Here is a 23,281-nt window from a genome sequence, read left to right as displayed (position 1 = left end):
CGCCCGGGCGGCCGTTACCGATATCGAGGTCACCCCGGAAATGATCTGGGCCGCGCTCGAAGAATGGTCCGGCTTCGACGAGGCCCGCAACGAGTTGGAGCCTTTGTTCGCGCGCGTCTATCGGGCCATGGTCGGTGCCCGGCGCAATACCGGCAATCACCCGGCTACAATCACCTGCGCCGATTAAAAATCCAGCCAGAGGGAAAGCACTGTTTGATATGAAATGGTGCCCCCGGGGAGACTCGAACTCCCACTCCGTTGCCGGAAACAGATTTTGAATCTGCCGCGTCTACCGATTCCGCCACAGGGGCCCCGCTTGGCGAGGAGCGCGCATCATAGCCAAAAGCAAGGGCCGGTCAATCCGCAACCGGCACCTTGCGCGGCAACCGCGACCGCTGCTAAAGCGATCCCTATGCCGGAGGCAACCCGGCCCGATTTCCGGGACATCTGACAGCATGCTGCAAGCGACCTACGAGCGACTGATGCGGGCCGCCGCGCACAAGCGGGCAAATTACTGGCTGGCGCTGATATCCTTCATCGAAAGCTCGGTCTTCCCGATCCCGCCGGACACCATGCTGATCCCGATGGTGCTGGCCGACCGGCGCAATGCCTGGCGCGCTGCGGGCATCTGCACCGTCGCGTCCGTCCTCGGCGGTATGCTCGGCTATGCTATCGGCGCCCTGCTCTATGAGGCTATCGGCCTGCCGCTGCTCGAATTCTACGGCTATGCGGAGAAGTTCGCTTCCTTCACCGATCAGTATAATGAATGGGGTGCCTGGATCGTGTTCGGTGCCGGGATCACGCCATTTCCCTACAAGGTGATCACCATCGCCAGCGGCGTGGCCCATCTCGATCTTGCGGTCTTCGTCATCGCCTCGGTGCTGGCCCGGGGCATCCGGTTCTATCTCGTCGCCGCGTTGTGCTGGAAATTCGGGCCGGCCGTGCAGAAGACCATCGAGAAAAATCTCGGACTCTGGACCACCGCCGGCTTCCTGCTTCTGGTCGGCGGTTTCGCGCTGATCAAATTCCTGAGCTGATACTCTTCGGGCTTCTGACGGAGGTCAGGCTGCGGCGGCACTCTCTTCGGTGCCGGTAATCCAGCCGCCGCCGAGTACGCGTGTCGATTCGCCCGGCGTGTAGAAGACGGCGGCCTGTCCCCGCGCGATACCATGCTGTGGCGTATCGAGCAGAATGCGGCCCCGTCCTTCGCTATCCGAATAGATCCGCGCCGTTGCCGGGCGGGTAGCGGAGCGCAGCTTCACCTCGATCGGTATGCCGGCCTCTCCCGGCAGGGCATCGCCGAGCCAGTTCAGCTGCTCCACATAGACGATCTCGCGGCCCAGCGCCTCACGCGGGCCGACCACCACCTTGCTTGCCGCCGGATCGAGCCGGACCACATAGAGCGCGTCTGTGTCCGGATTGCCGTCCTCGTCGCGGCGGCCACCAATACCGAGGCCTTTCCGCTGACCGATAGTGTAGTGAATGATGCCCTTGTGGCGCCCGAGAACGGTGCCGTCGAGATGCACGATCTCGCCCGGTTCGGCCGCACCGGGGCGCAGTTTCTCGACCAGTTCGGCATAGCGCCCGTTAGGCACGAAGCAGATATCCTGACTGTCCGGCTTGTCCGCGATGGCAAGGCCGAACCTGCGCGCATGCTCACGGGTTTCCTCTTTTTCCATGCCGCCGAGCGGGAAGCGCAGGAAATCGAGCTGCTCTCGCGTGGTGGCGAACAGGAAATAGCTCTGATCCTTCTGCGGATCGATGGCGCGGTGCAGTTCCGCCCCGTTCTCTCCCTCGATCCGGCGCACATAATGACCGGTGCAGAGCACATCGGCCTGCAGCTCCCGTGCGGTCGCCAGCAGGTCACGGAACTTGACGGTCTGATTGCAGCGCACACAGGGGATCGGGGTCTCGCCACGCAGATAGCTGTCGGCGAAATCGTCGATCACTTCCTGGCGGAACCGGCTCTCGTAATCGAGCACATAGTGCGGGAAGCCCAGGGCATCGGCGACATTGCGCGCATCGTGGATATCAAGACCGGCGCAGCAGGCGCCCTTCTTGGCCAGCGCCGCGCCATGATCGTAGAGCTGCAGCGTGATGCCGACGACATCGTAGCCCTGCTCCGCCATCAGCGCGGCAGTCACGGAGCTGTCGACACCGCCGGACATGGCGACGACGACCCGCGTGTCCTTCGGGGCCTTGGCAATGCCGAGCGAGTTGAGCGTGTGTGCTGTCATAATGGGCGCAATATAGGAAAAGCGGCGGCGGAAACAAGAAAACTCAGCGCATGGCTGTGTTTCGATCAGACGGCATTCAGTCCCATCTGCCAGAAATCCCGCTCCAGCACGGTTGCCGCTTCGAAGGTTTTGGCCAGACCGGCGAACCTGTCTTCCCCGCCACGCCGGGCCGCGAGAGCGTCGAGATGCGCCGCAGCACCGCGCGCGACATCCTGATATTCCTCGCCTGCATACATCTCGATCCAGGCAAGATAGGGGTTGCCGTCCCGCTTCGTCGCCGGGTCCGCCGCGAGCCGGGCGCCGATCACGCCATAGCCGACCACACAGGGCGCCAGGGCCACATGCAGGTCGAGCATGTCGCCCGCCATGCCGCGTTCCAGCACATAGCGCGTGTAAGCCATACAGGCCGGGTCTTCCGGAAGTGCGGCCATCTCCGCTTCGGTCAGGCCCCAGTCCGCGCAATATTTGACGTGCAGGTCCATCTCCACATCGAGAATGCCGGAGATGACGGCAGAGGCCGCACGCATATCCTCAAGCCGGTCCGCCTTGTAAACCGCAAGACCATAGGCCCGGGCGAAATGGATCAGGAACAGATAATCCTGGCCGAGATAATGCTTGAATGCCGCTTCCGGCAGCGTGCCGTCCGCCATACCCGCCACGAAAGGATGCGCAGTGTAATCCCGCCACGCATCCGGCGCGGCGGCGATCAACCGGTCGAGGAAGCCGCCTTCGGGGACGAGATCGCTCACGCCGTGCCATCCGGCGGCAAGGTCACGACCAGGCCGTCGAGTTCTTCAGTGATCCGGACCTGGCAGCCGAGACGGGAGGTATCGACGATATTGAAGGCGAGATCGAGCATGTCTTCCTCGTCATCGCTCGGCGCAGGGATTTTTTCATACCATTCCGCTGCAACATGCACGTGGCAGGTAGCACAGGCGAGGCACCCCTCGCAGGCTCCCTCGATATCGACATCGTTTTCGCGCGCTATCTGCAGCAGCGTATATCCGAGCGGGGCATCGACTTCCTGACGGGTACCGTCACGGCCGATGAATGTCATGCGGGGCAAATCACTCTCCGTTCGATATCCGCTTGTCCGGCGGATTATTGTTGGTCGGCTGACGAGCGGTTGTACAAATCACACCAAGCCGCGACAAGCCTGTCGATATCCTCTTCCGTGGTTTCCCAGCCGATCGAGACGCGAATAGCAGTCTCCGCATCCGGCGATCCAGGGTCCATAGCGTCCAACACATGACTGCGCCGGACTTTCCCCGACGAGCAGGCAGAGCCCGAGCTGACGGCGATCCCGGCAAGATCCATCGCGATCACCTGCGTCTCCCCCCGGGCGCCGCGGATCGACACACAGCTGGTATTGGGCAGGCGCGCAGCTCCTGACGAAAAGATCCGGGCACAATTCCCGGCTTCGCGAACCGCCTCCTCGAACCGGTCGCGCAGCAACGAAACCCTCTGCCAATCGCCAAGCGCGTTCAAGGAAGCTTCGGCTGCGGCGCCGAAACCGGCAATGCCGATCTTGTTCTCGGTGCCCGAGCGTCTCCCCTTCTCCTGCCCGCCACCGGACTGAACAGCCTTGAGGTCCAGGCCCTCGCGCACCACCAGGGCACCGATCCCCGCCGGCCCGCCAATTTTGTGAGCGGACAGAGACAGCAGATCGACGCCGGCGGCCTTCATGTCGACGGGAATCTTGCCCGCAGCCTGCACCGCATCGCTGTGAAAAAGAGCTCCGTGTTCGTGAGCTATTTCGGCAATTCGATCGATTGGCTGCAGCACGCCGGTTTCATTGTTCGCCCATTGTACAGAGACGAGGCGATCCTCTCCGCCACCTGAAAGCGCTGCTTGCAGGGCATCAAGGTCAAGAACGCCTTGCGCATCGACCGGCAGGCGGACAGCCTCCGGTTCGGCCGCGAGGACCGCTTCATGTTCGATGGCGCTGGTAATAATCCGGGACCGCCCGCAGCCTTTGAGTGCCAGGGCGGAGGCTTCGGTGCCGCCGCTGGTGAACACGACCGATTGCGGCGCCGCACCGATCAGGCCGGCCACCTGGCGGCGGGCCATCTCGATTAGCGCACGGGCCTCCCGGCCCGCTCCGTGAACGGAGGATGGATTGCCTACGGCATCCATCGCACCGGCCATCGCGTTGCGGGCTTGAACCCTCAACGGCGCTGTCGCGTTATAATCCGCATAAACTCTGTTTGACATTGCTGCCCCAAATCCCGGCTGGTCGCACAGCCGAGATAAGCAGGCGGGACAAAACCGTCAAGAAAGGAGCGCGTCAGTGTGGCACGCGCCCCGTCATCAGATCCGCAACGGTCACCTTGTCCAGATAGCCGAGAACCTGTCGCCCGACTTCTTCCCAGAGGGGTTTTGTCGGATCGTCCGAACATCCCCGGGTTGCAAACATGCCATCGTCGTCCTGATTGCCCCGTACCGGATGTTCAATCGCCGTCATTACCTCGGAGATTTTTATCTGAGTCGGCTCAATTGCAAGAAGATAGCCGCCACCCGGCCCCCGCACGCTCTTCACGAACCGCGCCTTTCGGAGCTGGGCGAACATTTGCTCAAGGTATGAGACAGAGATTTTTTGTCTTGAGGCAATCTCGGCGAGAGAGACTGGCCGACCATCATCATGTCGGGCCAGGTCGCAGACAGCCATGACTGCGTAGCGCCCCTTAGTACTGAACTTCACGTTATTCGACCCCCGTGCCGATATGGTCACTGCTCACCGAGGCCCCAACAAACGGTGAACGTTGCAGCAGAACGGAGGTCCCGTCCGTTCAGTTACGAAATAGCGGCCGATTTTCTATGGCCACAGTGTGCATCGACCTATGCATCCGCGTACGGGCTGCAATGCTACACTTGAATTTTACAGCCCGAGTAAGCTAAAGCCAGACTCTTGCTGTTAGATTGAGATTACAGCTAACACACAATAAATGTAAACCGGGATAGAGACGGATTACCCTGATATGCTTGTGAAGAGCAGTCAGCAGTTATCCGCCCGACCGGATCGGGTGAGCCGGAATACCGGCGGTTGAGGAACGGATCGTATGCCTGAAGTCATTATGAATGGTCCCGAGGGGCGCCTTGAGGGACGTTACGTCCACAGCAAGAAAGAAAATGCTCCCATCGCCTTGCTGTTGCATCCGCATCCGCAGCATGGCGGGACCATGAATAACAAAGTCGTCTACTCCATGTTCCAGAACTTCGTGAATCGCGGGTTCTCGACCTTGCGGTTCAATTTCCGCGGAGTCGGACGAAGCCAGGGTGTATTCGACCGTGGCGAGGGCGAGCTCAGCGATGCCGCCTCCGCGTTGGACTGGCTGCAGACCTACAATCCGAACGCTCCCTATTGCTGGGTCGGCGGCTTTTCCTTCGGCGCCTGGATCGGCATGCAGCTTCTGATGCGCCGCCCGGAGATCACCGGCTTCATCTCCATTGCCCCGCCGGCCAATATGTTCGACTTCACCTTCCTCGCCCCCTGCCCGGCCTCGGGCATCATGGTGCATGGGGATTCAGATGATGTCGTACCGCCGGATTCCGTGAAAAAGCTGGTGGACAAACTGTCCGCCCAGAAGGGCATCGTCATCGACCATGTCGTGGTGAAAAACGCCAACCATTATTTCACCAAACACCTGGAAGATGTGAACAAGGCTGTCACCGGCTACCTGAACAAATCCCTGCCGGAGAGCGAGCAGCTCCCCGAAGCCTCGAAATAAAACTTCGGATCAGTTCGGCTTGTGCAAGGTGCCGCCTGACAGCGGCACCGGCGCGCGGGTCGTGCCGGGGAAGGTCAACGGCTTTCCCTGCAGGCTGCGAATTGCCAGATAGGCAAAGGCCTCCGCCTCAACGGCATCGCCGTTCCAGCCCAGATCGTCCGCCGGCACAATCGGCGCACCCAGTCGCTCTGCCAACATGGCCATGAGCGTTGCATTGTGACGCCCGCCACCACAGGCGATCCATTGCCCGACCGGATGTGGAAACCAACGCTCTGCAAGGAAGACTGAAGCTGCCGAAAATGCCGTAAGAAGCGCCGCACCGTCTGCGTCCGACAGACCATCAACAGCCGCCGTTGCGCGACGGGCGAAATGGTCCCGGTCCAGAGATTTTGGAGGTTGCCGATCGAAATAGGGATCAGAAAGCAGGTCCGCCAAGCGTGCTTCGTCGACCTTCCCCGTTGCCGCCAGCGCGCCGCCAGCATCGAAACGATCACCGCGCCGCACCCGCACGAAATCATCTACCAAGGCATTCGCCGGGCCCGTATCGAAAGCCAGCATTGCTTCCGGGCCAGCGCTTTCGTCCCCGTCGATCCAGGTCACGTTCCCGACCCCGCCAAGATTGAGGACCGCGGCCGTGGAGCCGAGCCGTCGCGTCAACGCCCTATGATAGACCGGCACGAGCGGTGCGCCTTCCCCGCCGGCGGCAACATCAGCAAGGCGCAGATCAAAAACAACGGGACGGTCTGTCATGCGCGCCAGCATATCCGGAGCCCCGATCTGGATTGTCCGGCGTCTCTCCGGTTCGTGCAGAATCGTCTGCCCGTGGAAACCGATAACATCGATTTCAGTGCGAGCCACGCCTTCCGCGGTGAGCAGAGCAGACACAGCCTCCGCATGACGCTCGGTTAGTTCGGACGCGACACCGGCCACATCGCCAACATTGCCCATGACGGATTGCAGGCGGGTTCGGAAATCGTCGGGATACGGCGTACTGAGAAAGCCGCACCGGTGCACGATGCCGTCTCCGTCGCTCTCGATCAAAGCCGCGTCAATTCCGTCCATCGAGGTCCCGCTCATCAGGCCGATTGCCCGGTATGTCGCCTGCCCGCTCACCCCAATATCTCCACGAAAACCCATTCTCAACGCACAAAGCCCCACAATACGGCGGTTCCAGTTGAGACCGGGGTGCCCATGTGCTAAGTGCTCGCGCCTTGGATTCTGACACATCTTCACCGGGAACACGACCATGAGCCAGTTCAAATCGGGCTTCATGCAGACCATGAGCGAGCGCGGCTTCGTGCATCAGTGCACGGACAACGAAGCGCTCGACGAGCTGCTGAACAACAAGGTCGTAACCGCCTATATCGGCTTTGACTGCACCGCAGACAGCCTGCATGTCGGCAGCCTTATCCAGATCATGATGCTGCGCCATCTGCAGCGGTCCGGTCACCGGCCGATCGTGCTGATGGGCGGCGGCACCAGCAAGATCGGCGACCCGTCGTTCAAGGACGAGGCCCGCAAGCTGCTCTCGGATGATGATATCGAGCACAACAAGTCCGGTATCAAGACCGTGTTCCAGCGCTTCCTCAGCTTTGGGGAAGAAGCCAGCGATGCGATCATGTGCGACAATGCCGAATGGCTGGACGGGCTCGAATACATTCCTTTCCTGCGCAAGATCGGTCAGCATTTCTCGGTCAACCGGATGCTCAGCTTCGACAGCGTGAAAACGCGTCTGGAACGCGAGCAGTCGCTGAGCTTCCTCGAATTCAACTACATGATCCTGCAGGCCTACGACTTCCTTGAGCTGCGCCGGCGCTATGGCTGCCAGCTGCAGATGGGCGGCTCGGACCAGTGGGGCAATATCGTCAACGGCGTCGAACTTACCCGGCGAGTCGACCAGCAGTCTGTCTTCGGCCTGACTACGCCGCTGCTCACAACAGCCTCCGGCCAGAAAATGGGCAAGACGGAGAAAGGCGCCGTCTGGCTCAACAAGGAACGGCTCTCGCCATATGATTACTGGCAGTTCTGGCGGAACACCGAGGACGCAGATGTCGGCAAATTCCTCCGTCTCTTCACCGAGCTGCCGCTGGACGAAATCGCCCGGCTGGAAAAGCTGGAAGGCGCCGAGCTGAACGATGCCAAGAAGGTGCTCGCGAACGAAGCGACCGCCCTTCTGCATGGCCGGGACGAAGCCGACACAGCGGCCGAGTCAGCACGCAAGACGTTCGAGCAAGGCACTCTCGGCGATAGTCTGCCGCGCGTCTCCGTTGAGGCAGCGCAGCTTTCCGAAGGACTTTGGATCGTCGATGCGCTGCGTCTCGCCGGCCTCGCCGGAACCAGCGGCGAAGCCCGCCGTCTGATCAAGGGCGGAGGCGCCCGGGTCAATGACGTTGCGGTCTCCGACGAGACACTGAAGCTCTGCGATGCCGATCTCGCCGACGGCGTGATCAAGCTGTCGTCCGGCAAAAAACGGCACGTGTTGCTGGAAGTCTGATTTACGGGGCTGCCAGAGCTGCCACAGATTAAGGACTGGTATCCTGCGGGGGAGGCTCCGCAGGTTCCGGGTCCTTCGGCGGGGCATCCGACAGCCGGAACAGGTTACGGAAGATACCCGGGGTCAGTGCTGTCAGCGGGTTGACCGTCACCACCGGTTTTACCAGCGGTCCGCTCACTCCGAATTCCGACGCCAGGAACCCCTCGCCCTCACCGCCGGTCAACAACGTGCCGATAAGCGGGATTGCGTCGATGATCTCGTTCAGTACATAGGCAGGGACGAGCATGCCGGTCAGGTCCATCTCGCCCCCGACGCGATCAATCGATCCGGATGCCGAAATTCCGAGCGCAGCGCCCTGCGCCAGAAGCCGTTCCAGAACCAGCAGCTCCTCGGAGACATGCATGCTGGCATCGAGGTTGGCAAAATGAATACCCCGCCCTTGCACAACGGATGGCAGCCCGGCAATCGACGCGGCGCTCAGCAATTGGGCCATGACCGGTGCGTCGGTGAGATTGAAATCAAGCACCGATAGCGAAACATTCCACCCCACACGGCCGTCCAGCTCCTCGCGGAAACCGGTCGCGGCAAGTTTCCCGCCCACGATCGAATCGAATCCCTCAAACGACTTCAGCAAGTTTCCGGCATTCTGGGAGCTGATTTCGAAATGCGGGCTATCGTCAGCGGTTGAATAGAACACATCGACCGGCTCCATTCCGAGCAAGCCATTCGCCGCCAGGGACAGAGTCCCGGCGCCGTCATTTTCCAGAAGCACGGTAACATCGCGCATCGGATCGAGGTTTCCGATCACCACCTGATCGACCCGCGCGTTGACGACAAGCGGCAGATCAATATCCCCTGAATGCCCGTCGAACTGGTCGACAAGAGGGCGCAGGTCGGCGAACGGGCCTTCGATATTTGCGGTGAAGCCACCCGTTCCATCGGCTGCGATCACGCCTGAAAGATCAGTCTTGCCGAGCTGGAGTCGCTCGACCGTCAGACGGCGCGGCAAATTCGTCTGTTCGGAAAACTCAACGGACCCGGATGCGGCGAGATCGCCGGTTGCGACCTGAAAGCTGTCGATCGATGTCAGGACATCGTTCCGCGTCTGCAGGCTGGCCCGCAATGTTCCAGCAGAACCCGACGGCTTTTCCCAGGCCAGTTCAGCAACCTCAAGTTCGGTATTCTGCAATCCCAGGACGAGGTCGATCGTCGCCTCGGTGTCGGTTTCTTCTTCGATGGTCGCATCGAGCTCTACCTCACCGCTGGCAAAGCGCCGGATGTCGAGGCCCAGATCCGCCAGTTTGTCCGTATCCGGCCGGACGATGACGTGAGTCCGGCGGCGGATCTCAGCCTCCTTGTCGAAGGACTGCAGGAAGCCAAGCTGCATCGGCAGCCCGGAGAGCGTGCCGCTGCCGTCCAGCAGCATGCCGTTCTTGTCGAGCTTCAGGGACATGTCTCCCTGCTCGAACGGCAGGCGGGTCGTCCGCGTGGGCAGCGAGACATCCGAAAGCTGCCCCTCCGCCGATAGATCGACCATGTCGAACGTCATGACCCGCAGCAGCGGCATCTCGAAATGCATGCGCCCCTGAGCGGTTCCCGTGACCTCATCCGGCGAGACGCCGAGTGCCCGGGCGTAGCCGAAAGGCTCCGTATCAAGCACCCGGAGAATATCCGAGATCGGCCCGTCGATATCGGCGTCGATCATCGCGTAATCATCGCTGACGGTGTGAATACCGGTGAGCGAGACCTTCGCCCCTTTCAGCTTGATCCCGTCGAAATACCCCGTCGTCACCGCCGCATCGAGGCGCTTCTCGGTGAAGCTCAACGTGCCGCCAACCTTGAGTGCCGGCGGGAGTGGCGGCAGGTAATGCACCGTGACGTCTTCGTACGCCAGCTCGCCATCGACGGCGACTTCCCTGAACCGGGTTTCCTTACCGACATCGACATCCATATGCCCGGTAACCCGGGCCGTGATCTCCGTGACTGTTCCGTCCTGCAGATTTTCCGTGGTCCAGCCACGCGCCATCTCGAACAGTTCCGGCGGCCAGTAATCCTTGATGTTGTCCACCGGAAGACCGGAGATCTTTGTCGAGAGTTCCAGTGCCGGGTTGGAGAGGTCCTTGAGCGATCCCTGCAGCACGGCAACCATGCCGCCCCGCTCAAGGACGAAATTGCGCAGTGCGACAGAATCTTCACGGCCGTCATAGCCGATCTGGAAGCGCAGGCTGTCATAAGGCAGAGGGGCTGGCAGAACGGAGCCGAGAGCGATCGCGCCGTTGGTCGCCGTCGCGATCACATCGATGCTTTCCAGCGCACGAAAATCCTGCAGTGCAAAAGCGATACTGCCGCTGAGCCTGCTCGACACCGTGAAATCGACAGGGAGCTCCGGAAGCCGGGAGAGAACAAGGTCCGGCGCCAGCCCCTGAAACAGAACGGCTCCGTCAAGCGTCCGGCTGCGGTAAAAATAGTTGCCATCCCCCCGGATCTCAACACTGTCTCCGCCAACCGTGAGATCGGCCCGTGCTTCAACGCGCCAGCCATTGCGCTCGCGCTCGAACGTGCCGTCGAACCCCGACAGCCTGATATTTCCGAACTGCCCTGCATCGTCTTTAACGCGGACGGTGGCGCGTCTCAGGGAAAACCGCTCAAGTCGTTCCAGACCAGCCAGTCCTTGCTGCCCGCTCTTCGGAGGCTCCTGCAGCACCGACAACAGATTTCCGGCATCTGCATCGCCGCCGGACGGCGCAGCGCCATAAAGCGCGTAAGAGCCGTCCACCTGCCGTTCCATATTGAGCACGGGCTGATCGACGGCGATATGGACGGGTGCAATCTCGCCTAGCAGAAGCTGCGGCCCCGACAGGGCGATATCCGCGGACGGAGCGAACAGAATGACGCCGCCGGACTGATTGTTCAGGCGCAGGCTAGTCACCCGGACCTCGAACAGCCGACTCCAGCCCCGCCATTCCATACTGAGCTCGCCGATCGACGCTGTCCCGCGTTCGGCAGGAATCAGGGCTTCGGCAACCCGTGACTTCAAAAATTCGAGCGGGACCGGCTGCGTGCTGGCGCGCCAGAACACCAGAGCCGCGAGCACAACAATACCGGCAAAGATCGCAGCTGCGATTTCTAGGGCGATCTTGGTGGTTCGTATCAGCACGCGGGGCACTCTTGGCTCAGGGTTGTTCCGCTTATCATAGGGTATGCCGACTGGCGACGTTAAAGACGATAAATCATCGTGATCCGACGTGACCCGGGCGTCTGTCCGGTTGACGTTCGTCCTGACCGTGCGCACCCTTCACCGAATTTAACCAGAACCGGGGGGCGTCGGTGTTTCTGGACCAGATAGAGCATTTCCCGGAAATAACGGATACCGAGGCGGCCCGTATCGGCCTGGAGCGCTGGCAGGAACAGCCCGGCCTGCTTTCAGACCAGCCCCTCGCCGACCGGACTCGCTTCATAGCCGAACATCGGAACGGTGGACGGCTGTTGCAAGGGCTCTTTGCGAACAGCCCCTATCTGACCCGGCTGATGATTCGGGATATCGAATTCGCCGCCTCCCTTCTCGAAGAGGGGCCGGACGCAACCGAAGCACGCCTGAAGGCGGACGCCGACGCTCTCGATCCCGCCGCCCTGAGCACGGCCGAACTGATGACCGCTCTGCGGGTTCTGAAGCGCCACTACTCTCTGACCACGGCCATTGCCGACATCACCCGGGTTTGGCCATTGGAACGGGTGACCGGGGCACTGAGCGAACTTGCCGACATTGCTATTGCCACTGCCTGGCGGCACGCCCTGCATGTGCAGACCGGCACCGGCAAATTCCCCGCTGCGGGCGGTGATGACATACTCGATGGCTCAGGCGTGATCTGCCTCGGCATGGGCAAGCTCGGCGCCCGAGAGCTGAACTATTCCAGCGACATCGATCTGATCGTTTTCTTCGACAATGAAATCCCGCTCTATCAGGATGTCGATGAGTTGCAGAAGCATTTCGTCACCATGACCCGGCTGGTTGTCCGCATGCTCGATGAGCGGACGTCCGACGGATATGTGTTCCGGACGGATCTGCGGCTGCGCCCCGATGCGAGCGCCATGCCGCTTGCCGTCTCCACCGCCGCGGCCGAAATCTATTACGAGAGCCAGGGCCAGAACTGGGAACGCGCCGCGCTGATCAAGGCCCGGCCGATTGGGTCGGACAAACAAGCGGCGGAAGAATTCCTGACCCGCATCCGCCCGTTCATCTGGCGCAAGCATCTGGATTTCGCGGCCATCGAGGACATTCACTCGATCAAACGCCAGATCGCGGCTCACAAGGGCGGGACGAAGATCAAAGTCGAGGGCCATAATGTGAAACTCGGCCGCGGCGGCATCCGCGAAATCGAGTTCTTCGTGCAGACCCAGCAACTGATCTGGGGCGGCCGCGATGCCCGGCTGCGCGGCATGAAGACCAGCGAGGGCATGGAAGCGCTCGTCCAGCTTGACCGGGTGAAGCCTGACGTCGCAAAGGCCATGATGGATGCCTACCGCTTCCTGCGCACGGTCGAGCACCGGCTGCAGATGGTGGATGATGCCCAGACCCATTCCCTGCCCGAGACGACCGAGGGCCTCGCACAAATCGCAGGCTTCCTCGGTATCGCCGATGCGGACCGGTTCCGCCGGGAGTTGATCCACCAGCTCTCCACCGTCGCCCATCATTATGGCCACCTGTTCGAGGAAAGCGCACCGCTCTCCTCCGGCAACGAGATCGAAGGCAGTCTCGTCTTTACCGGCGTCGAGAACGACCCGGAAACGCTTAAAACACTGGCGGATATGGGTTTCAGAGACCCGGATTCCGTTGCCACCAGAATCCGCGCCTGGCATCACGGCCGCTATCGGGCGACACGCAGCGAGCGGTCCCGGCAGATCCTGACGGAGATTGCTCCGGCGCTGCTGTCCTCGTTCGGACAGGCACCGGAACCGGACGAGGCTTTCAGGCGGTTCGACCGCTTCCTCGAAGGCCTGCCCGCCGGCGTCCAGCTCTTCTCCCTGTTCCAGGCCAATCCGCCCCTGTTGGCAATGCTGGCGGACATTATGGGTATGGCGCCATCGCTCGCCCGTCAGCTCGGTCAGCACCCCTCCCTCTTCGAAGGTGTATTGACCCATGATCCCTCGGATCGTCTGGGCGACAGGGCCAGCCTTACGTCTGAACTTGAGCGCGACCTGAAACGGGCAACCTTCTACGAGGACGTTCTCGACATCTCCCGACGCTGGATCAACGACCAGCGCTTCCTCGTCGGCATTCAGGTCATGCAGGGCCGCGTCCCTGCCTCGCGCGCCGCCATCTGCCTTTCAGACATCGTCGATGCCGGCATTTCCGTGCTGCTGCCACGGGTCGAGGCAGAGTTCGCGAGGCAACACGGCAGAATCCCGGACTGCCCGCTTCCTGCGCTTGCCGTCATCGCCTATGGCAAGCTCGGCGCCCGGGAGCTTTCCGCCGGATCCGACCTCGATCTGGTGTTCCTGTACGACGCCCCGTTCGATGCCGAGTCCGATGGGGAAAGACCGCTGCCTGCAAGCACCTATTTCAACCGGCTCGGTCAGCGCCTGCTGGCAGCCCTGACAGCGCAGACAGCAGAGGGCGGGTTGTTCGAGGTCGACATGAGGCTTCGCCCGAACGGCAATAAGGGCACCATGGTGCCCAACTGTGAGGGCTTTGAGAAATACCATCGCGAGGACGCCTGGACGTGGGAGCGAATGGCAATGTCCCGTGCCCGGGTCATCGCCGCGTCACCGCCACTCGCCGACAAACTCAATTCACTTTTCAAGGAAGTGCTTTGCGCCGCGCGCGATTCTGACGGGCTGTTGCGCGAGGTGGCCGTCATGCGGGAGCGGATCGCGAAAGAACATGCCGCCACCTCCCATTGGCAAATCAAGCATTGGCGGGGCGGTCTGGTGGATCTGGAGTTCCTGGCGCAATACCTGTTGCTGAAACATTGCCGCGAACACCCGGACCTGATTACCGGCAATACGGCGGATGTGTTCGACCGGCTGGCCGAAAAAGGCCTGATGGATACAGAACTGGCCGACCGGCTGTCGGCGACGACCCGGCTCTGGCGGGCGATCCAGTGGGTCCTCCGCCTCACCGTGGAAGAAAAGTTCGATCCCGAAACCGCCCCCGAGGCTCTCAAGACGCGGCTGGCCAAAATTGCCCGTGTCGAAACTTTCGAGGATCTGGACCGGATCATCGAGAAACGCGGCGCCGATGTGCGCGAGGCTTTTACCAGCCTGATCGAAACCCCGGCAGCGGCGCTCCCCGATCCCGATCAGGAAGCACAGGAATGAGCCCGGACATGGTTGCGGGCCTCTCCGTCCTCCTGTACCAAGATCACAATATCTTGACGCAATAGATGCGCGACCCCACCAGACTTGGACTTGTTTCCTGATGATGCATGCCGTTCGCCCGGACCCTGAGAGCGAGAAATACCGCGTTCTGAAGGGGATATTCGGGTTCGACGGCTTTCGCCCCGGCCAGGAAGTTGTGGTCGATGCGATATTGAAAGGACGAAACGCCCTCGCGGTGATGCCCACCGGCTCCGGCAAGTCGCTCTGCTTCCAGCTTCCGGCGCTCGTCAGAGGCGGCCTGACAATTGTGGTCTCTCCGCTCGTCGCCCTGATGCAGGATCAGGTCGCGGCTCTTAAACTGGCAGGCGTGCGGGCAGAGACCATCAATTCCGCGAAGGATCGGGCGGAGAATGTCGATATCTGGCGCCGTGTCGCGGCCGGAGAAGTCGATTTACTCTACCTCTCTCCGGAACGGCTGATGACAGACCGCATGCTGGCGGCCATCGGCAAGCTGCCGCTCTCCTTCCTCGTGGTTGACGAAGCGCACTGCATCTCGCAATGGGGTGCTTCCTTCCGGCCGGAATATGACGATCTCGCCCGGCTGCGGGACATCTTTCCGAACGTGCCGATTGCCGCCTTCACCGCCACAGCCGATCAAGTCACCCGCCTCGACATTGCAGAGAAGCTGTTCCGCAGCGATGCGGAGATGTTCGTGCATGGTTTCGACCGGCCGAATATCCGCCTCGATGTGACCTTGCGCTCGGACTGGAAACGCCAGGTGCTGGATTTCCTCGGCATGCATGATGGTGAGAGCGGCGTGATCTACTGTCTCTCCCGGAAAAAAACCGAGGAAACTGCCGCGTTTCTGCGGGACAAAGGCTTCAATGCCCTGCCCTACCATGCCGGACTGGCGAAGGAAGAGCGGGACCGCAATCAGGATATTTTCATGTCCGAAAGCGCGATCATCATGGTGGCCACGATTGCTTTCGGCATGGGTATCGACAAGCCGGATGTGCGCTTCGTGCTGCACACGGACATGCCGGGCAGTGTTGAGGCCTATTACCAGGAATTCGGCCGCGCCGGACGCGATGGAGCTCCCGCGCGGGCTTTGATGCTCTATGGCCTCGACGATATCCGCATGCGGCGGATGTTCATCGATCAGGAGCATGAGGACGGCGACCGGCGGCGGCGTGAGCACAAGCGGCTGGACGCGTTGATCGCCTATTGCGAGGCAGCGGAATGCCGACGCCAGTCTCTATTACGCTATTTCGGCGAAGAGTCGGAACCTTGCGGCAATTGCGACGCCTGTCTGGAGCCGATGGATCTGGTCGACGGCACGGAGGAAGCCGTGCTCGCACTGAAGACCATTCAGGCTACGGGTCAACGCTTCGGCACGGTACATATCGTCGACGTGCTACGCGGCGGCAATACGGAGCGGATCCGCAAGTTCGGACATGAAAGCGTCGAGACCTACGGCGCCGGAACCGCGCACAACGCGAAGGACTGGCAGTCCCTGATCCGCCAGCTCGTCGCCAACGGGTTCCTCACCCTCGACATTCAGGGCTTCGGCGGCCTCTCGGTCAGCGACAAGGGCCACGCCCTGCTGCGCGGCGAGTTGCCTTTCCGTTATCGCCGAGACAGCCTGCGCCGCGAACGCCAGGGAAAGACCGCCCGCTCCACCAGTGTTCCGACAGAAACCATGAGCGGCTCGGAGTTGAAACTGTTCAAGGCCCTGAAACAGCTCCGCTCGGAAATCGCCCGCGAAGGCAACGTGCCTGCCTATGTGGTCTTCACCGACCGCAGCCTCGCCGACATGGCCGCCAAGCGCCCGACTTGCACGGAAAGTTTTTCAGGTATTCACGGTGTCGGAGCCGCCAAGCTGGAGAAATTCGCCGCGCCGTTTATCGACCTGATTTTGAAGCAAAACAGCACCTGATCCACGACAGATCAGAATTTGAATATTAGGCCTTCGTCCTTATATCTTGGTAGTTCCAGTTATTCCCCTACCTTTCGGAGCGCTTACGTGCCCGCCACTGCGCCCAGATATGCGTCGCGCGTTACACAGACACTTAAGTATGTCCTCCCCCTCATCGCGGGGGTAGCCACCCTTGCGGCCTTCGAGTTCGGCGCTGACCATCTGATCGGAGCGATGCAGGCCCCGGTTATGGCCGGCCTGCTCTTCCTGTGGCTGTTCTGCGCGATCCTTTGGGGTGCCTTCGGGGTGGTCCGGCACGCAGACCGGTTGGCAGAAGCATTGGGCGAGCCCTATGGCACCCTTGTTCTGACGCTGGCGGTCATTGGCATTGAAGTCGCATTGATTGCCGCCGTAATGCTTACCGGCGATGCATCCCCGACGCTTGCCCGCGATACCATGTTCGCGGTTCTCATGATCGTATTGAACGGACTTGCCGGTGCCTCCTTGCTGCTCGGCGGACTACGCCATGGGCAACAGGACTACAATCTGCCCGGCGCGCGCGCTTTTATCGCGGTTCTCGTTCCACTGGCCGTTTTCGCTCTCGTTCTGCCGAATTTCACCAAATCGACGCCCAGTCCCACATTCGATGCCTTCCAAGCCGGCTTCTTCGCCCTGATCACGGTCCTGCTCTACGCCGTCTTTCTCGGCATCCAGACCGTCCGGCACAGGACGTTCTTCGAGGAGCCGGATCAGCTGACCCCTGATTCAAATACAGTCGATCCCTTCGATCCGGATCATATCGAGGAAAAGAAGCCGACATTCGCCTTTCACGCGGTCCTGCTGATCCTGACCCTGATACCCATCATCCTCCTGTCAGAAAGGCTGGCGAAGATCGTGGATTTCGGAATCGTCGAGGTCGCCGCACCGCCGGCGATCGGCGGCGTTATCATCGCGCTCCTTGTTCTGATGCCGGAGGGACTTGCCGCTCTCCGTGCAGCGCGCGCCAACAGACTTCAGCGGTCGGTCAATCTGCTGCTCGGATCCGCCCTCTCGACCATTGGCCTGACGGTCCCAGCGGCGCTGGCCATCAGTCTCGTCACGTCCGAGCCAATCACCCTCGGGCTAGATGACACATCGATGGTCATGCTTCTGCTGACCCTCCTGATCAGCAGCATGACATTCGGCGGCATTCGGACCAGCGTGCTGCAAGGAGCTGTCCATCTTGTGCTGTTCTTTGCCTATCTGATGCTGATCTTCAGTCCATGATTTGTCGAGCTCCGCTTGACGGGCACCATGGCTGCGCCAGATAGTTTCTTATCCTCACGATTTACCAATTTCCGGAGACTCTCGAATGGTCGATGTCGGCGACAAGGCACCTGAATTCAGCATGGCGACCGATGGTGGCGGCACCGTTTCGCTCGCGAGCCTCAAGGGCAAGAAAGCGGTGCTTTATTTCTATCCAAAAGACGATACGCCCGGCTGCACCAAGGAAGCCTGTGCCTTCCGCGACGCCATGCCCGATTTCTCCGGTGTCGATGCCGAAATCATCGGCGTCTCCAAGGATCCGGTCGCCAAGCACGACAAGTTCAAGGCCAAGTACGACCTGCCCTTCACTCTGGCCTCCGACGAGGAAAGCGATGTCTGCGAGCAGTTCGGCGTCTGGGTCGAGAAGAATATGTATGGCCGGAAATACATGGGCATCGAGCGGGCGACCTTCCTGATCGACGCCGAGGGCGTGGTGCGCAATGTCTGGCGTAAGGTAAAGGTCCCCGGTCATGCCGAGGCCGTGCTCGAGGCGGTCAAAGCCCTCTAATCCGCAAAATTTCACCGGATTTAATCTGGGAAATATTTTCCGGCACAACTTTTGCTTATTAACACACCATGAACTCGGTGCTTACAAACCCACCCGCGATGACGGCCCTCAGGAACCTGTCGTTCATCCAGCGCTCCAAGGACATGGTGCAGAATCATGTCTCTACCGGACTGCGCGTGACCGGTGCGGTCGAGGACGCCTCGAACTTCGCCATCGCACAGGGGATCAGGACCGAGATCAGAGCAATTGATGCCGTCATCAAGGGGCTGAACAACGCCAAGGGCGTCGCCCAAGTCGGCATCGCCGGCGCGACAGCCGTGTCGGACCTAATGGCGGACATCCGGAAGAAAATCACCGAAGCCGCCAATCCGGCCAACACCGCTCAGCAGCAGCAAATTCTTCAGAACGATTATGAAGAATTGGTCGCGCAGTTCCGCCAGATCCTGGAAAATTCGTCTTTTAATGGTGAGAACGTCGTCGTTGAAAACGCGATTGCCTTCAACCTCGCCCTCGGCACTCCGAACAACGTCAACGTTCTCTCAAATACCAACGGCGGTACGCTGACCGTCCGGGGCCATCATCTCGATTTTAGCTACGCCCGCCTCAACAACGAGGATGTCACCACGTCGGCAAATGCCCTCGCCGCCCTGGACATCTGGGAAGAGGAAATGGAGAGGATCGGCGAGGCACTTGGCGAGCTAGGGGCCGATATGCGTGCCCTCAATCTGCAGACCGAGTTCCTGGAAAGTCAGCGCGACGCGGTGGAGGAAGGCCTCGGCAATATCGTCGACGCCGACATGGCCCGCGAAAGCGCGCGCCTGACCGCTCTCCAGGTGCAGGAGCAGCTCGCTGTCCAGACCCTTGGCATTGCCAATCAGCGCCCGCAAACCCTGCTCGGGCTCTTCCAGTAGATCTGGAATCCCGGCGAGGGTCTAAAGCCGGAATCCATACGGCAGCAGCCGGTCGATATCGAGAATATCGGCGGTGAAATCCGCGTCGCCCGTATCCACCAGAATCAGGGCGGCTTCCTGGGCTTCGTTGCGGTCGATGAATTCCCGCATGACCTGACGGCAAATGCCGCAGGGCGAGCGGTCCGGAAGTGGACCGTCGAGGCTGTCCGCCGTGGAGAGGGCGAGAAACCGGATACGCCGGAACCCTTTGGCGGCGGCAGCATGCAAGGCGTTACGCTCACCGCAGATCGTGGCGCCGTAGGAAGCGTTCTCGATATTCGCGCCGGTGATCACCTCTCCTGCGGGATCGTCCGCCATGATGACAGCAGCGCCGACATGGAAATGCGAATAGGGCACATGCGCGTTCTTCGCCGCCGCACGCGCGCTTTTCACCAGATCACGCAATACAGCCGGGTCCGCCATCACGCGTTTCTCCGGAATGTGCTGACCGGCAATGCGAAACCGCCCAGCTTCCGTTTCCAGCACACTATCGGCGGCCTCTATCGCAGGCAGGACTATTTCGATCTCTGCCATCGGCTCACCCCTTCTTGCCGTAGACCGCATCCGGATCGTAGGCCTTGCCGTCTTTGACCACATCCAGCACGGCCTTGCCATCCTCGATCCTGGCTGCGCGGTAGAAGCAGCTGTCATAGCCGACATGGCAGGCGGGGCCGGACAGGACGCGCAACAGCACCACGTCCTGATCGCAATCAACCCGAAGCTCGACCACCTTCTGGACATGCCCGCTTGTCGCGCCCTTGTGCCAGATCTCAGACCGGGAGCGGCTCCAGTAAACGGCTTCGCCCAGCTCCAGCGTCTTCGTCAGCGCCTCCCGGTTCATGAAGGCGAACATCAGCACCTCGCCTGTCTCCGCATGCTGGGTGATGCAGGGGATCAGGCCGTCCGCGTCGAATTTCGGCTGGAAGGTCGAGCCTTCCTCAAGATCTGCCTTGCCGCCGCGCTCTGAAAACAGGGTAGTCGCTATCATGGTCATCGCTCCGTGATCAAGATCCGGTTATAGGCCGCCGCCCTGCGTACCTGCAACGCCGCCAAAAGTGGACCAACCGGACACCGCGCGCGTACAACCATCGAAATGGATCGTGAAAGTGACCGGATCGGCATGTCCCGCGTGAAACAGTTCCAGAGTTTGGCCGAAGCCGCCGTCGCCGTGCTTGAAACCGGCGACACCCGTGAGAAGGCAACGCTCGGCCGGGCCGTGGTCGCAGCCTGGAAAGACGGAACCATCAGTGATATCGGCAAAGCGGCACCGCCGGACCGCCCGGCTCGACCGCCCCTTCCCGCCCTGCGGCCGCCACGTGAGGTGCCGAAACGCAAGATCACAGCAGCTCCCGCCGGCCGGATCGCCCTACTGCATGCGCTGGCCCATATCGAGCTCAACGCCATCGACCTCTCCTGGGACATCATTGCCCGCTATACCGGTCACGATCTCCCCGAAGGCTTCTATACCGACTGGATGAAAGTTGCGGACGATGAGTCGAAGCATTTCCTGCTGATCGCCGACCGGCTGGAAGAGCTTGGCTCCCATTATGGCGCCCTGAACGCCCATGACGGGCTCTGGGGCGCGGCGACAGAGACCGCGCACGATCTACTGGCCCGGCTTTCCATCGTGCCGCTGGTGCTGGAAGCGCGGGGCCTCGACGTCACCCCGGCGATGGTCACCAAGATGCGCGAGGTCGGAGACGAGGCAAGTTCGGCCATCCTGCAGATCATCTTCGATGACGAGATCACCCATGTCGCGGTTGGCAAGCGCTGGTTCGATCATGTCTGCGACCGGGAGGGTAAGCCCCGGATCGAAACCTGGCAGCATCTAGTGCGCACCCATTTTCGCGGCGGCGTGAAACCGCCCTTCAATATCCCGGCCCGCGAGTTGGCCGGTTTCGCAGCAGCCTTCTATGTCCCGCTCGGCGAGGAGTTTCTGGCCTCCCGGAAGGTGGACGAAGGCACGTCACCGTGAGTACGTTGCTGTCGCGAGAGTTCGTCCGCCACCTCAAGGCATCCCGAGCCCAGGCTTGGGAAGCTCTGGCCGACACGGCTCGCTATAACGAATCTGTCGGCCTGCCAAAGCATGATATTCGCGAAGAGCCGCAGCCGGACGGCAGCGTCCGGTTCTACGCTACCGCCAAGATCGGCTTCCTTACCTTGAATTGGGAAGACATCCCGCAGGAATGGTCGACCGGCAACTGGTTCCGGCACCGCCGTCTCTTCCTCAAGGGCCCGCTGAAACAGCTCAACGTTCATGTCCGTTTCGAAGACGGCCCGAACGGCGAAGGCTGTACGGTGCATTACCGCACCGATATAGAGCCGCGGAACCTGATCGGCCGCATCCTCGCCCATAACGTCATCTTTCCGGTAAACGAACGGAACTTCATCCTCATAGCCAACCGGATCGAGGAATGGGCAAAGGAGCAAATCGAGACACCCTACCCGACAGAACCGATGGAACTGGACGAAGCGCACAGCAAGCGCCTCGAGAGTGTGCTCACCCGTCTCAACGTCTCGCACTACGGCCACGGCCTCGGGCGCAGGCTCGCGAACTGGTTGCTTTCCGCTCAGGAAGTCGACCTGATGCATATCCGCCCCCTGCGCCTCGCCCGGCAGTGGGAAGTGGACGAACGGCATGTCATCGAGTTGTGCCTGCAAGCTGTGAAGGACGGGCTTCTGGAAAGCCGCTGGGACCTGCTCTGTCCACGCTGCAAAGGCGCCAAGATTTCCGAATCCTCGCTCGACGCGCTGCCGCAGGGCGCGCACTGTCCATCCTGCAACGTCAGCTACGACAGGGATTTCGCCCGCAATGTCGAGCTGACCTTCCAGCCGGCAGCCAGCATCCGCAAGGTGGTGCACGGCGAATTCTGTCTCTTCGGCCCGATGTCGACACCCCATGTCCGCCTGCAGGTAAGGATCGCACCGGGCGAAAGCGAGAGCGTCGAGACGGCACTAGCACCGGGCTCTTACCGGATACGGACACTGGAGCCGGGGCCGGAGCGGATTCTCGATGTCTCAGGTGGCGACTTCCCTTCTATAGCGGTCGACGAAGAGGATATCGCATCGGAGACAAACGGAGCGGCTGACGCGGCGATCATGCTGAAGAACAGCTGCCAACGTCCCCGGGTCGTCATCGTCGAGGCGCGGGACTGGGCCGAGGACGCGCTCACGGCCCATCGTGTCACCACCATGCAGGCTTTCCGGCATCTCTTTGCCGAGGACGTGTTGCGTGGCGGCGACGAGGTCGGCATTGCCCATATCACACTTATGTTCACCGATCTCAGCGGCTCAACGGCACTCTACGAGAAGATTGGCGATGCGCCGGCCTACGGGCTCGTGCGCGAACATTTCGATTTCCTATCCCGCATCGTGCGCGAGCATGACGGCGGGGTGGTGAAGACAATCGGCGACGCGGTGATGGCCTCCTTCGCCGAGCCGGAGAACGGACTGCGCGCCACGCTCGATATCCGTAACCATGTGCTGGAGTTCAACCAACAACATCCCGCCACTCCGATCGGCCTGAAACTCGGACTGCATACGGGTCCCTGCATCGCCGTCACCCTGAACGGGCGGCTCGATTACTTCGGCAGCACCGTGAACATGGCCGCCCGCCTGCAGGGCGAGGCCGGAGCGGGAGAGATCGTCATCAGTGAGGCTATCGCCAGCGATCCGGCGGCGGCGGAAGTTCTCAAATCGCATTGGTTGGAGCAGGATCGCCGCGCTATAAGGGGGTTCAAGGATCCCGTCACGTTCCGGCGTCTCCCGCCGGAAGACACAGCGCACAAACCAACCTGACGACGACCAAACCAACCGCGAAAGGCCA

Annotated in this window: 20 protein-coding genes and 1 tRNA gene; 11 read left to right on the top strand and 10 right to left on the bottom strand. The window is 61.2% G+C overall.

The window, feature by feature from the left end; translation table 11 throughout:
* The coding region (locus IG629_RS00435) for a hypothetical protein (RefSeq protein WP_193170024.1) at window positions 1–187 on the top strand (187 nt) is incomplete at its 5' end.
* Window positions 188–224: 37 nt separating this feature from the next.
* On the opposite strand, the gene IG629_RS00430 is transcribed toward IG629_RS00435, so the two are convergent.
* A tRNA-Leu gene (locus IG629_RS00430) sits at window positions 225–311 on the bottom strand.
* 144 nt (window positions 312–455) lie between these two features.
* Here IG629_RS00430 and IG629_RS00425 point away from each other — a divergent pair.
* On the top strand, window positions 456–1,037 hold the full coding sequence (locus tag IG629_RS00425) for a YqaA family protein (RefSeq protein WP_193170023.1): 582 nt from the start codon (window positions 456–458) through the stop codon (window positions 1,035–1,037).
* Between the two features lie 24 nt (window positions 1,038–1,061).
* On the opposite strand, the gene mnmA is transcribed toward IG629_RS00425, so the two are convergent.
* The 5 genes from mnmA to IG629_RS00400 all read right to left on the bottom strand — a co-directional run bounded on the left by mnmA (window position 1,062) and on the right by IG629_RS00400 (window position 4,938).
* Window positions 1,062–2,237 carry a tRNA 2-thiouridine(34) synthase MnmA gene (gene mnmA / locus IG629_RS00420; RefSeq protein ID WP_193170022.1) on the bottom strand — a complete coding sequence of 392 codons (1,176 nt, stop codon included), beginning with the start codon at window positions 2,235–2,237 and terminating at the stop codon, window positions 1,062–1,064.
* A gap of 65 nt (window positions 2,238–2,302) precedes the next feature.
* Window positions 2,303–2,986, bottom strand: coding sequence for a thiaminase II (gene tenA / locus IG629_RS00415; RefSeq protein WP_193170021.1), 684 nt, complete (start codon window positions 2,984–2,986; stop codon window positions 2,303–2,305).
* Complete coding sequence (locus IG629_RS00410) at window positions 2,983–3,303, bottom strand: 2Fe-2S iron-sulfur cluster-binding protein (RefSeq protein WP_193170020.1); 321 nt, start codon at window positions 3,301–3,303, stop codon at window positions 2,983–2,985. The genes tenA and IG629_RS00410 overlap by 4 nt, the downstream gene beginning before the upstream one ends.
* A gap of 35 nt (window positions 3,304–3,338) precedes the next feature.
* The gene (locus IG629_RS00405) at window positions 3,339–4,451 is read right to left on the bottom strand and encodes a cysteine desulfurase family protein (RefSeq protein ID WP_193170019.1); all 1,113 of its coding nucleotides are present in this window, start codon (window positions 4,449–4,451) and stop codon (window positions 3,339–3,341) included.
* A gap of 73 nt (window positions 4,452–4,524) precedes the next feature.
* Complete coding sequence (locus IG629_RS00400) at window positions 4,525–4,938, bottom strand: RrF2 family transcriptional regulator (protein ID WP_193170018.1); 414 nt, start codon at window positions 4,936–4,938, stop codon at window positions 4,525–4,527.
* A gap of 358 nt (window positions 4,939–5,296) precedes the next feature.
* On the opposite strand from IG629_RS00400, the gene IG629_RS00395 reads away from it, so the two are divergent.
* Window positions 5,297–5,965: an alpha/beta hydrolase gene (locus IG629_RS00395; RefSeq protein ID WP_193170017.1), complete on the top strand. Its 669-nt coding sequence runs from the start codon at window positions 5,297–5,299 to the stop codon at window positions 5,963–5,965.
* A 9-nt stretch (window positions 5,966–5,974) separates the two neighbouring features.
* Here IG629_RS00395 and IG629_RS00390 read toward each other — a convergent pair whose 3' ends face one another.
* Complete coding sequence (locus IG629_RS00390) at window positions 5,975–7,102, bottom strand: anhydro-N-acetylmuramic acid kinase (RefSeq protein ID WP_193170016.1); 1,128 nt, start codon at window positions 7,100–7,102, stop codon at window positions 5,975–5,977.
* A gap of 109 nt (window positions 7,103–7,211) precedes the next feature.
* Here IG629_RS00390 and tyrS point away from each other — a divergent pair, with 109 nt between their 5' ends.
* A complete protein-coding gene (gene tyrS, locus IG629_RS00385; protein WP_193170015.1) occupies window positions 7,212–8,459 on the top strand; it encodes a tyrosine--tRNA ligase in 1,248 nt (415 codons plus the stop codon).
* 28 nt (window positions 8,460–8,487) lie between these two features.
* Here tyrS and IG629_RS00380 read toward each other — a convergent pair whose 3' ends face one another.
* Window positions 8,488–11,616 carry a YhdP family protein gene (locus IG629_RS00380; RefSeq protein ID WP_193170014.1) on the bottom strand — a complete coding sequence of 1,043 codons (3,129 nt, stop codon included), beginning with the start codon at window positions 11,614–11,616 and terminating at the stop codon, window positions 8,488–8,490.
* Between the two features lie 170 nt (window positions 11,617–11,786).
* Between IG629_RS00380 and IG629_RS00375 the strand changes: the two genes are divergently transcribed.
* From IG629_RS00375 to IG629_RS00355, 5 genes are all read left to right on the top strand, one after another.
* Entirely contained in the window at window positions 11,787–14,777 is a 2,991-nt protein-coding gene (locus IG629_RS00375; protein WP_193170013.1) for a bifunctional [glutamine synthetase] adenylyltransferase/[glutamine synthetase]-adenylyl-L-tyrosine phosphorylase, read from the top strand.
* 100 nt (window positions 14,778–14,877) lie between these two features.
* Window positions 14,878–16,713, top strand: a complete 1,836-nt coding sequence (recQ, locus tag IG629_RS00370) for a DNA helicase RecQ (RefSeq protein ID WP_193170012.1) — start codon at window positions 14,878–14,880, stop codon at window positions 16,711–16,713.
* Between the two features lie 87 nt (window positions 16,714–16,800).
* Window positions 16,801–17,958, top strand: a complete 1,158-nt coding sequence (locus tag IG629_RS00365) for a calcium:proton antiporter (protein WP_319024983.1) — start codon at window positions 16,801–16,803, stop codon at window positions 17,956–17,958.
* An 85-nt stretch (window positions 17,959–18,043) separates the two neighbouring features.
* Window positions 18,044–18,505, top strand: coding sequence for a thioredoxin-dependent thiol peroxidase (bcp, locus tag IG629_RS00360; protein ID WP_193170011.1), 462 nt, complete (start codon window positions 18,044–18,046; stop codon window positions 18,503–18,505).
* A 68-nt stretch (window positions 18,506–18,573) separates the two neighbouring features.
* Window positions 18,574–19,416, top strand: coding sequence for a flagellin (locus IG629_RS00355; protein WP_193170010.1), 843 nt, complete (start codon window positions 18,574–18,576; stop codon window positions 19,414–19,416).
* Window positions 19,417–19,437: 21 nt separating this feature from the next.
* On the opposite strand, the gene IG629_RS00350 is transcribed toward IG629_RS00355, so the two are convergent.
* A complete protein-coding gene (locus tag IG629_RS00350) occupies window positions 19,438–19,989 on the bottom strand; it encodes a cytidine deaminase (RefSeq protein ID WP_226886342.1) in 552 nt (183 codons plus the stop codon).
* A gap of 4 nt (window positions 19,990–19,993) precedes the next feature.
* Window positions 19,994–20,443, bottom strand: a complete 450-nt coding sequence (hisI, locus tag IG629_RS00345; protein ID WP_193170009.1) for a phosphoribosyl-AMP cyclohydrolase — start codon at window positions 20,441–20,443, stop codon at window positions 19,994–19,996.
* A gap of 105 nt (window positions 20,444–20,548) precedes the next feature.
* On the opposite strand from hisI, the gene IG629_RS00340 reads away from it, so the two are divergent.
* The gene (locus IG629_RS00340) at window positions 20,549–21,430 is read left to right on the top strand and encodes a ferritin-like domain-containing protein (RefSeq protein WP_226886341.1); all 882 of its coding nucleotides are present in this window, start codon (window positions 20,549–20,551) and stop codon (window positions 21,428–21,430) included.
* Window positions 21,427–23,253: an adenylate/guanylate cyclase domain-containing protein gene (locus IG629_RS00335; RefSeq protein ID WP_193170008.1), complete on the top strand. Its 1,827-nt coding sequence runs from the start codon at window positions 21,427–21,429 to the stop codon at window positions 23,251–23,253. The genes IG629_RS00340 and IG629_RS00335 overlap by 4 nt, the downstream gene beginning before the upstream one ends.
* Window positions 23,254–23,281: the final 28 nt, after the last annotated feature.

Source organism: Nisaea nitritireducens, from assembly GCF_014904795.1.
GTDB classification, from domain to species: domain Bacteria; phylum Pseudomonadota; class Alphaproteobacteria; order Thalassobaculales; family Thalassobaculaceae; genus Nisaea; species Nisaea nitritireducens.
The sequence above is the reverse complement of the archived record's forward strand: the minus strand, read 5'-3'. Positions and strand labels throughout refer to the sequence as shown.

Excerpts from the sequence above, each read along its gene's own strand:
- IG629_RS00425 (WP_193170023.1), top strand. The coding sequence starts at position 456 with ATGCTGCAAGCGACCTACGAGCGACTGATGCGGGCCGCCGCGCACAAG.
- mnmA (WP_193170022.1), bottom strand. The coding sequence starts at position 2,237 with ATGACAGCACACACGCTCAACTCGCTCGGCATTGCCAAGGCCCCGAAG.
- IG629_RS00405 (WP_193170019.1), bottom strand. The coding sequence starts at position 4,451 with ATGTCAAACAGAGTTTATGCGGATTATAACGCGACAGCGCCGTTGAGG.
- IG629_RS00395 (WP_193170017.1), top strand. The coding sequence starts at position 5,297 with ATGCCTGAAGTCATTATGAATGGTCCCGAGGGGCGCCTTGAGGGACGT.
- IG629_RS00390 (WP_193170016.1), bottom strand. The coding sequence starts at position 7,102 with ATGGGTTTTCGTGGAGATATTGGGGTGAGCGGGCAGGCGACATACCGG.
- tyrS (WP_193170015.1), top strand. The coding sequence starts at position 7,212 with ATGAGCCAGTTCAAATCGGGCTTCATGCAGACCATGAGCGAGCGCGGC.
- recQ (WP_193170012.1), top strand. The coding sequence starts at position 14,878 with ATGATGCATGCCGTTCGCCCGGACCCTGAGAGCGAGAAATACCGCGTT.
- bcp (WP_193170011.1), top strand. The coding sequence starts at position 18,044 with ATGGTCGATGTCGGCGACAAGGCACCTGAATTCAGCATGGCGACCGAT.
- IG629_RS00355 (WP_193170010.1), top strand. The coding sequence starts at position 18,574 with ATGAACTCGGTGCTTACAAACCCACCCGCGATGACGGCCCTCAGGAAC.
- IG629_RS00350 (WP_226886342.1), bottom strand. The coding sequence starts at position 19,989 with ATGGCAGAGATCGAAATAGTCCTGCCTGCGATAGAGGCCGCCGATAGT.
- hisI (WP_193170009.1), bottom strand. The coding sequence starts at position 20,443 with ATGATAGCGACTACCCTGTTTTCAGAGCGCGGCGGCAAGGCAGATCTT.
- IG629_RS00340 (WP_226886341.1), top strand. The coding sequence starts at position 20,549 with ATGGATCGTGAAAGTGACCGGATCGGCATGTCCCGCGTGAAACAGTTC.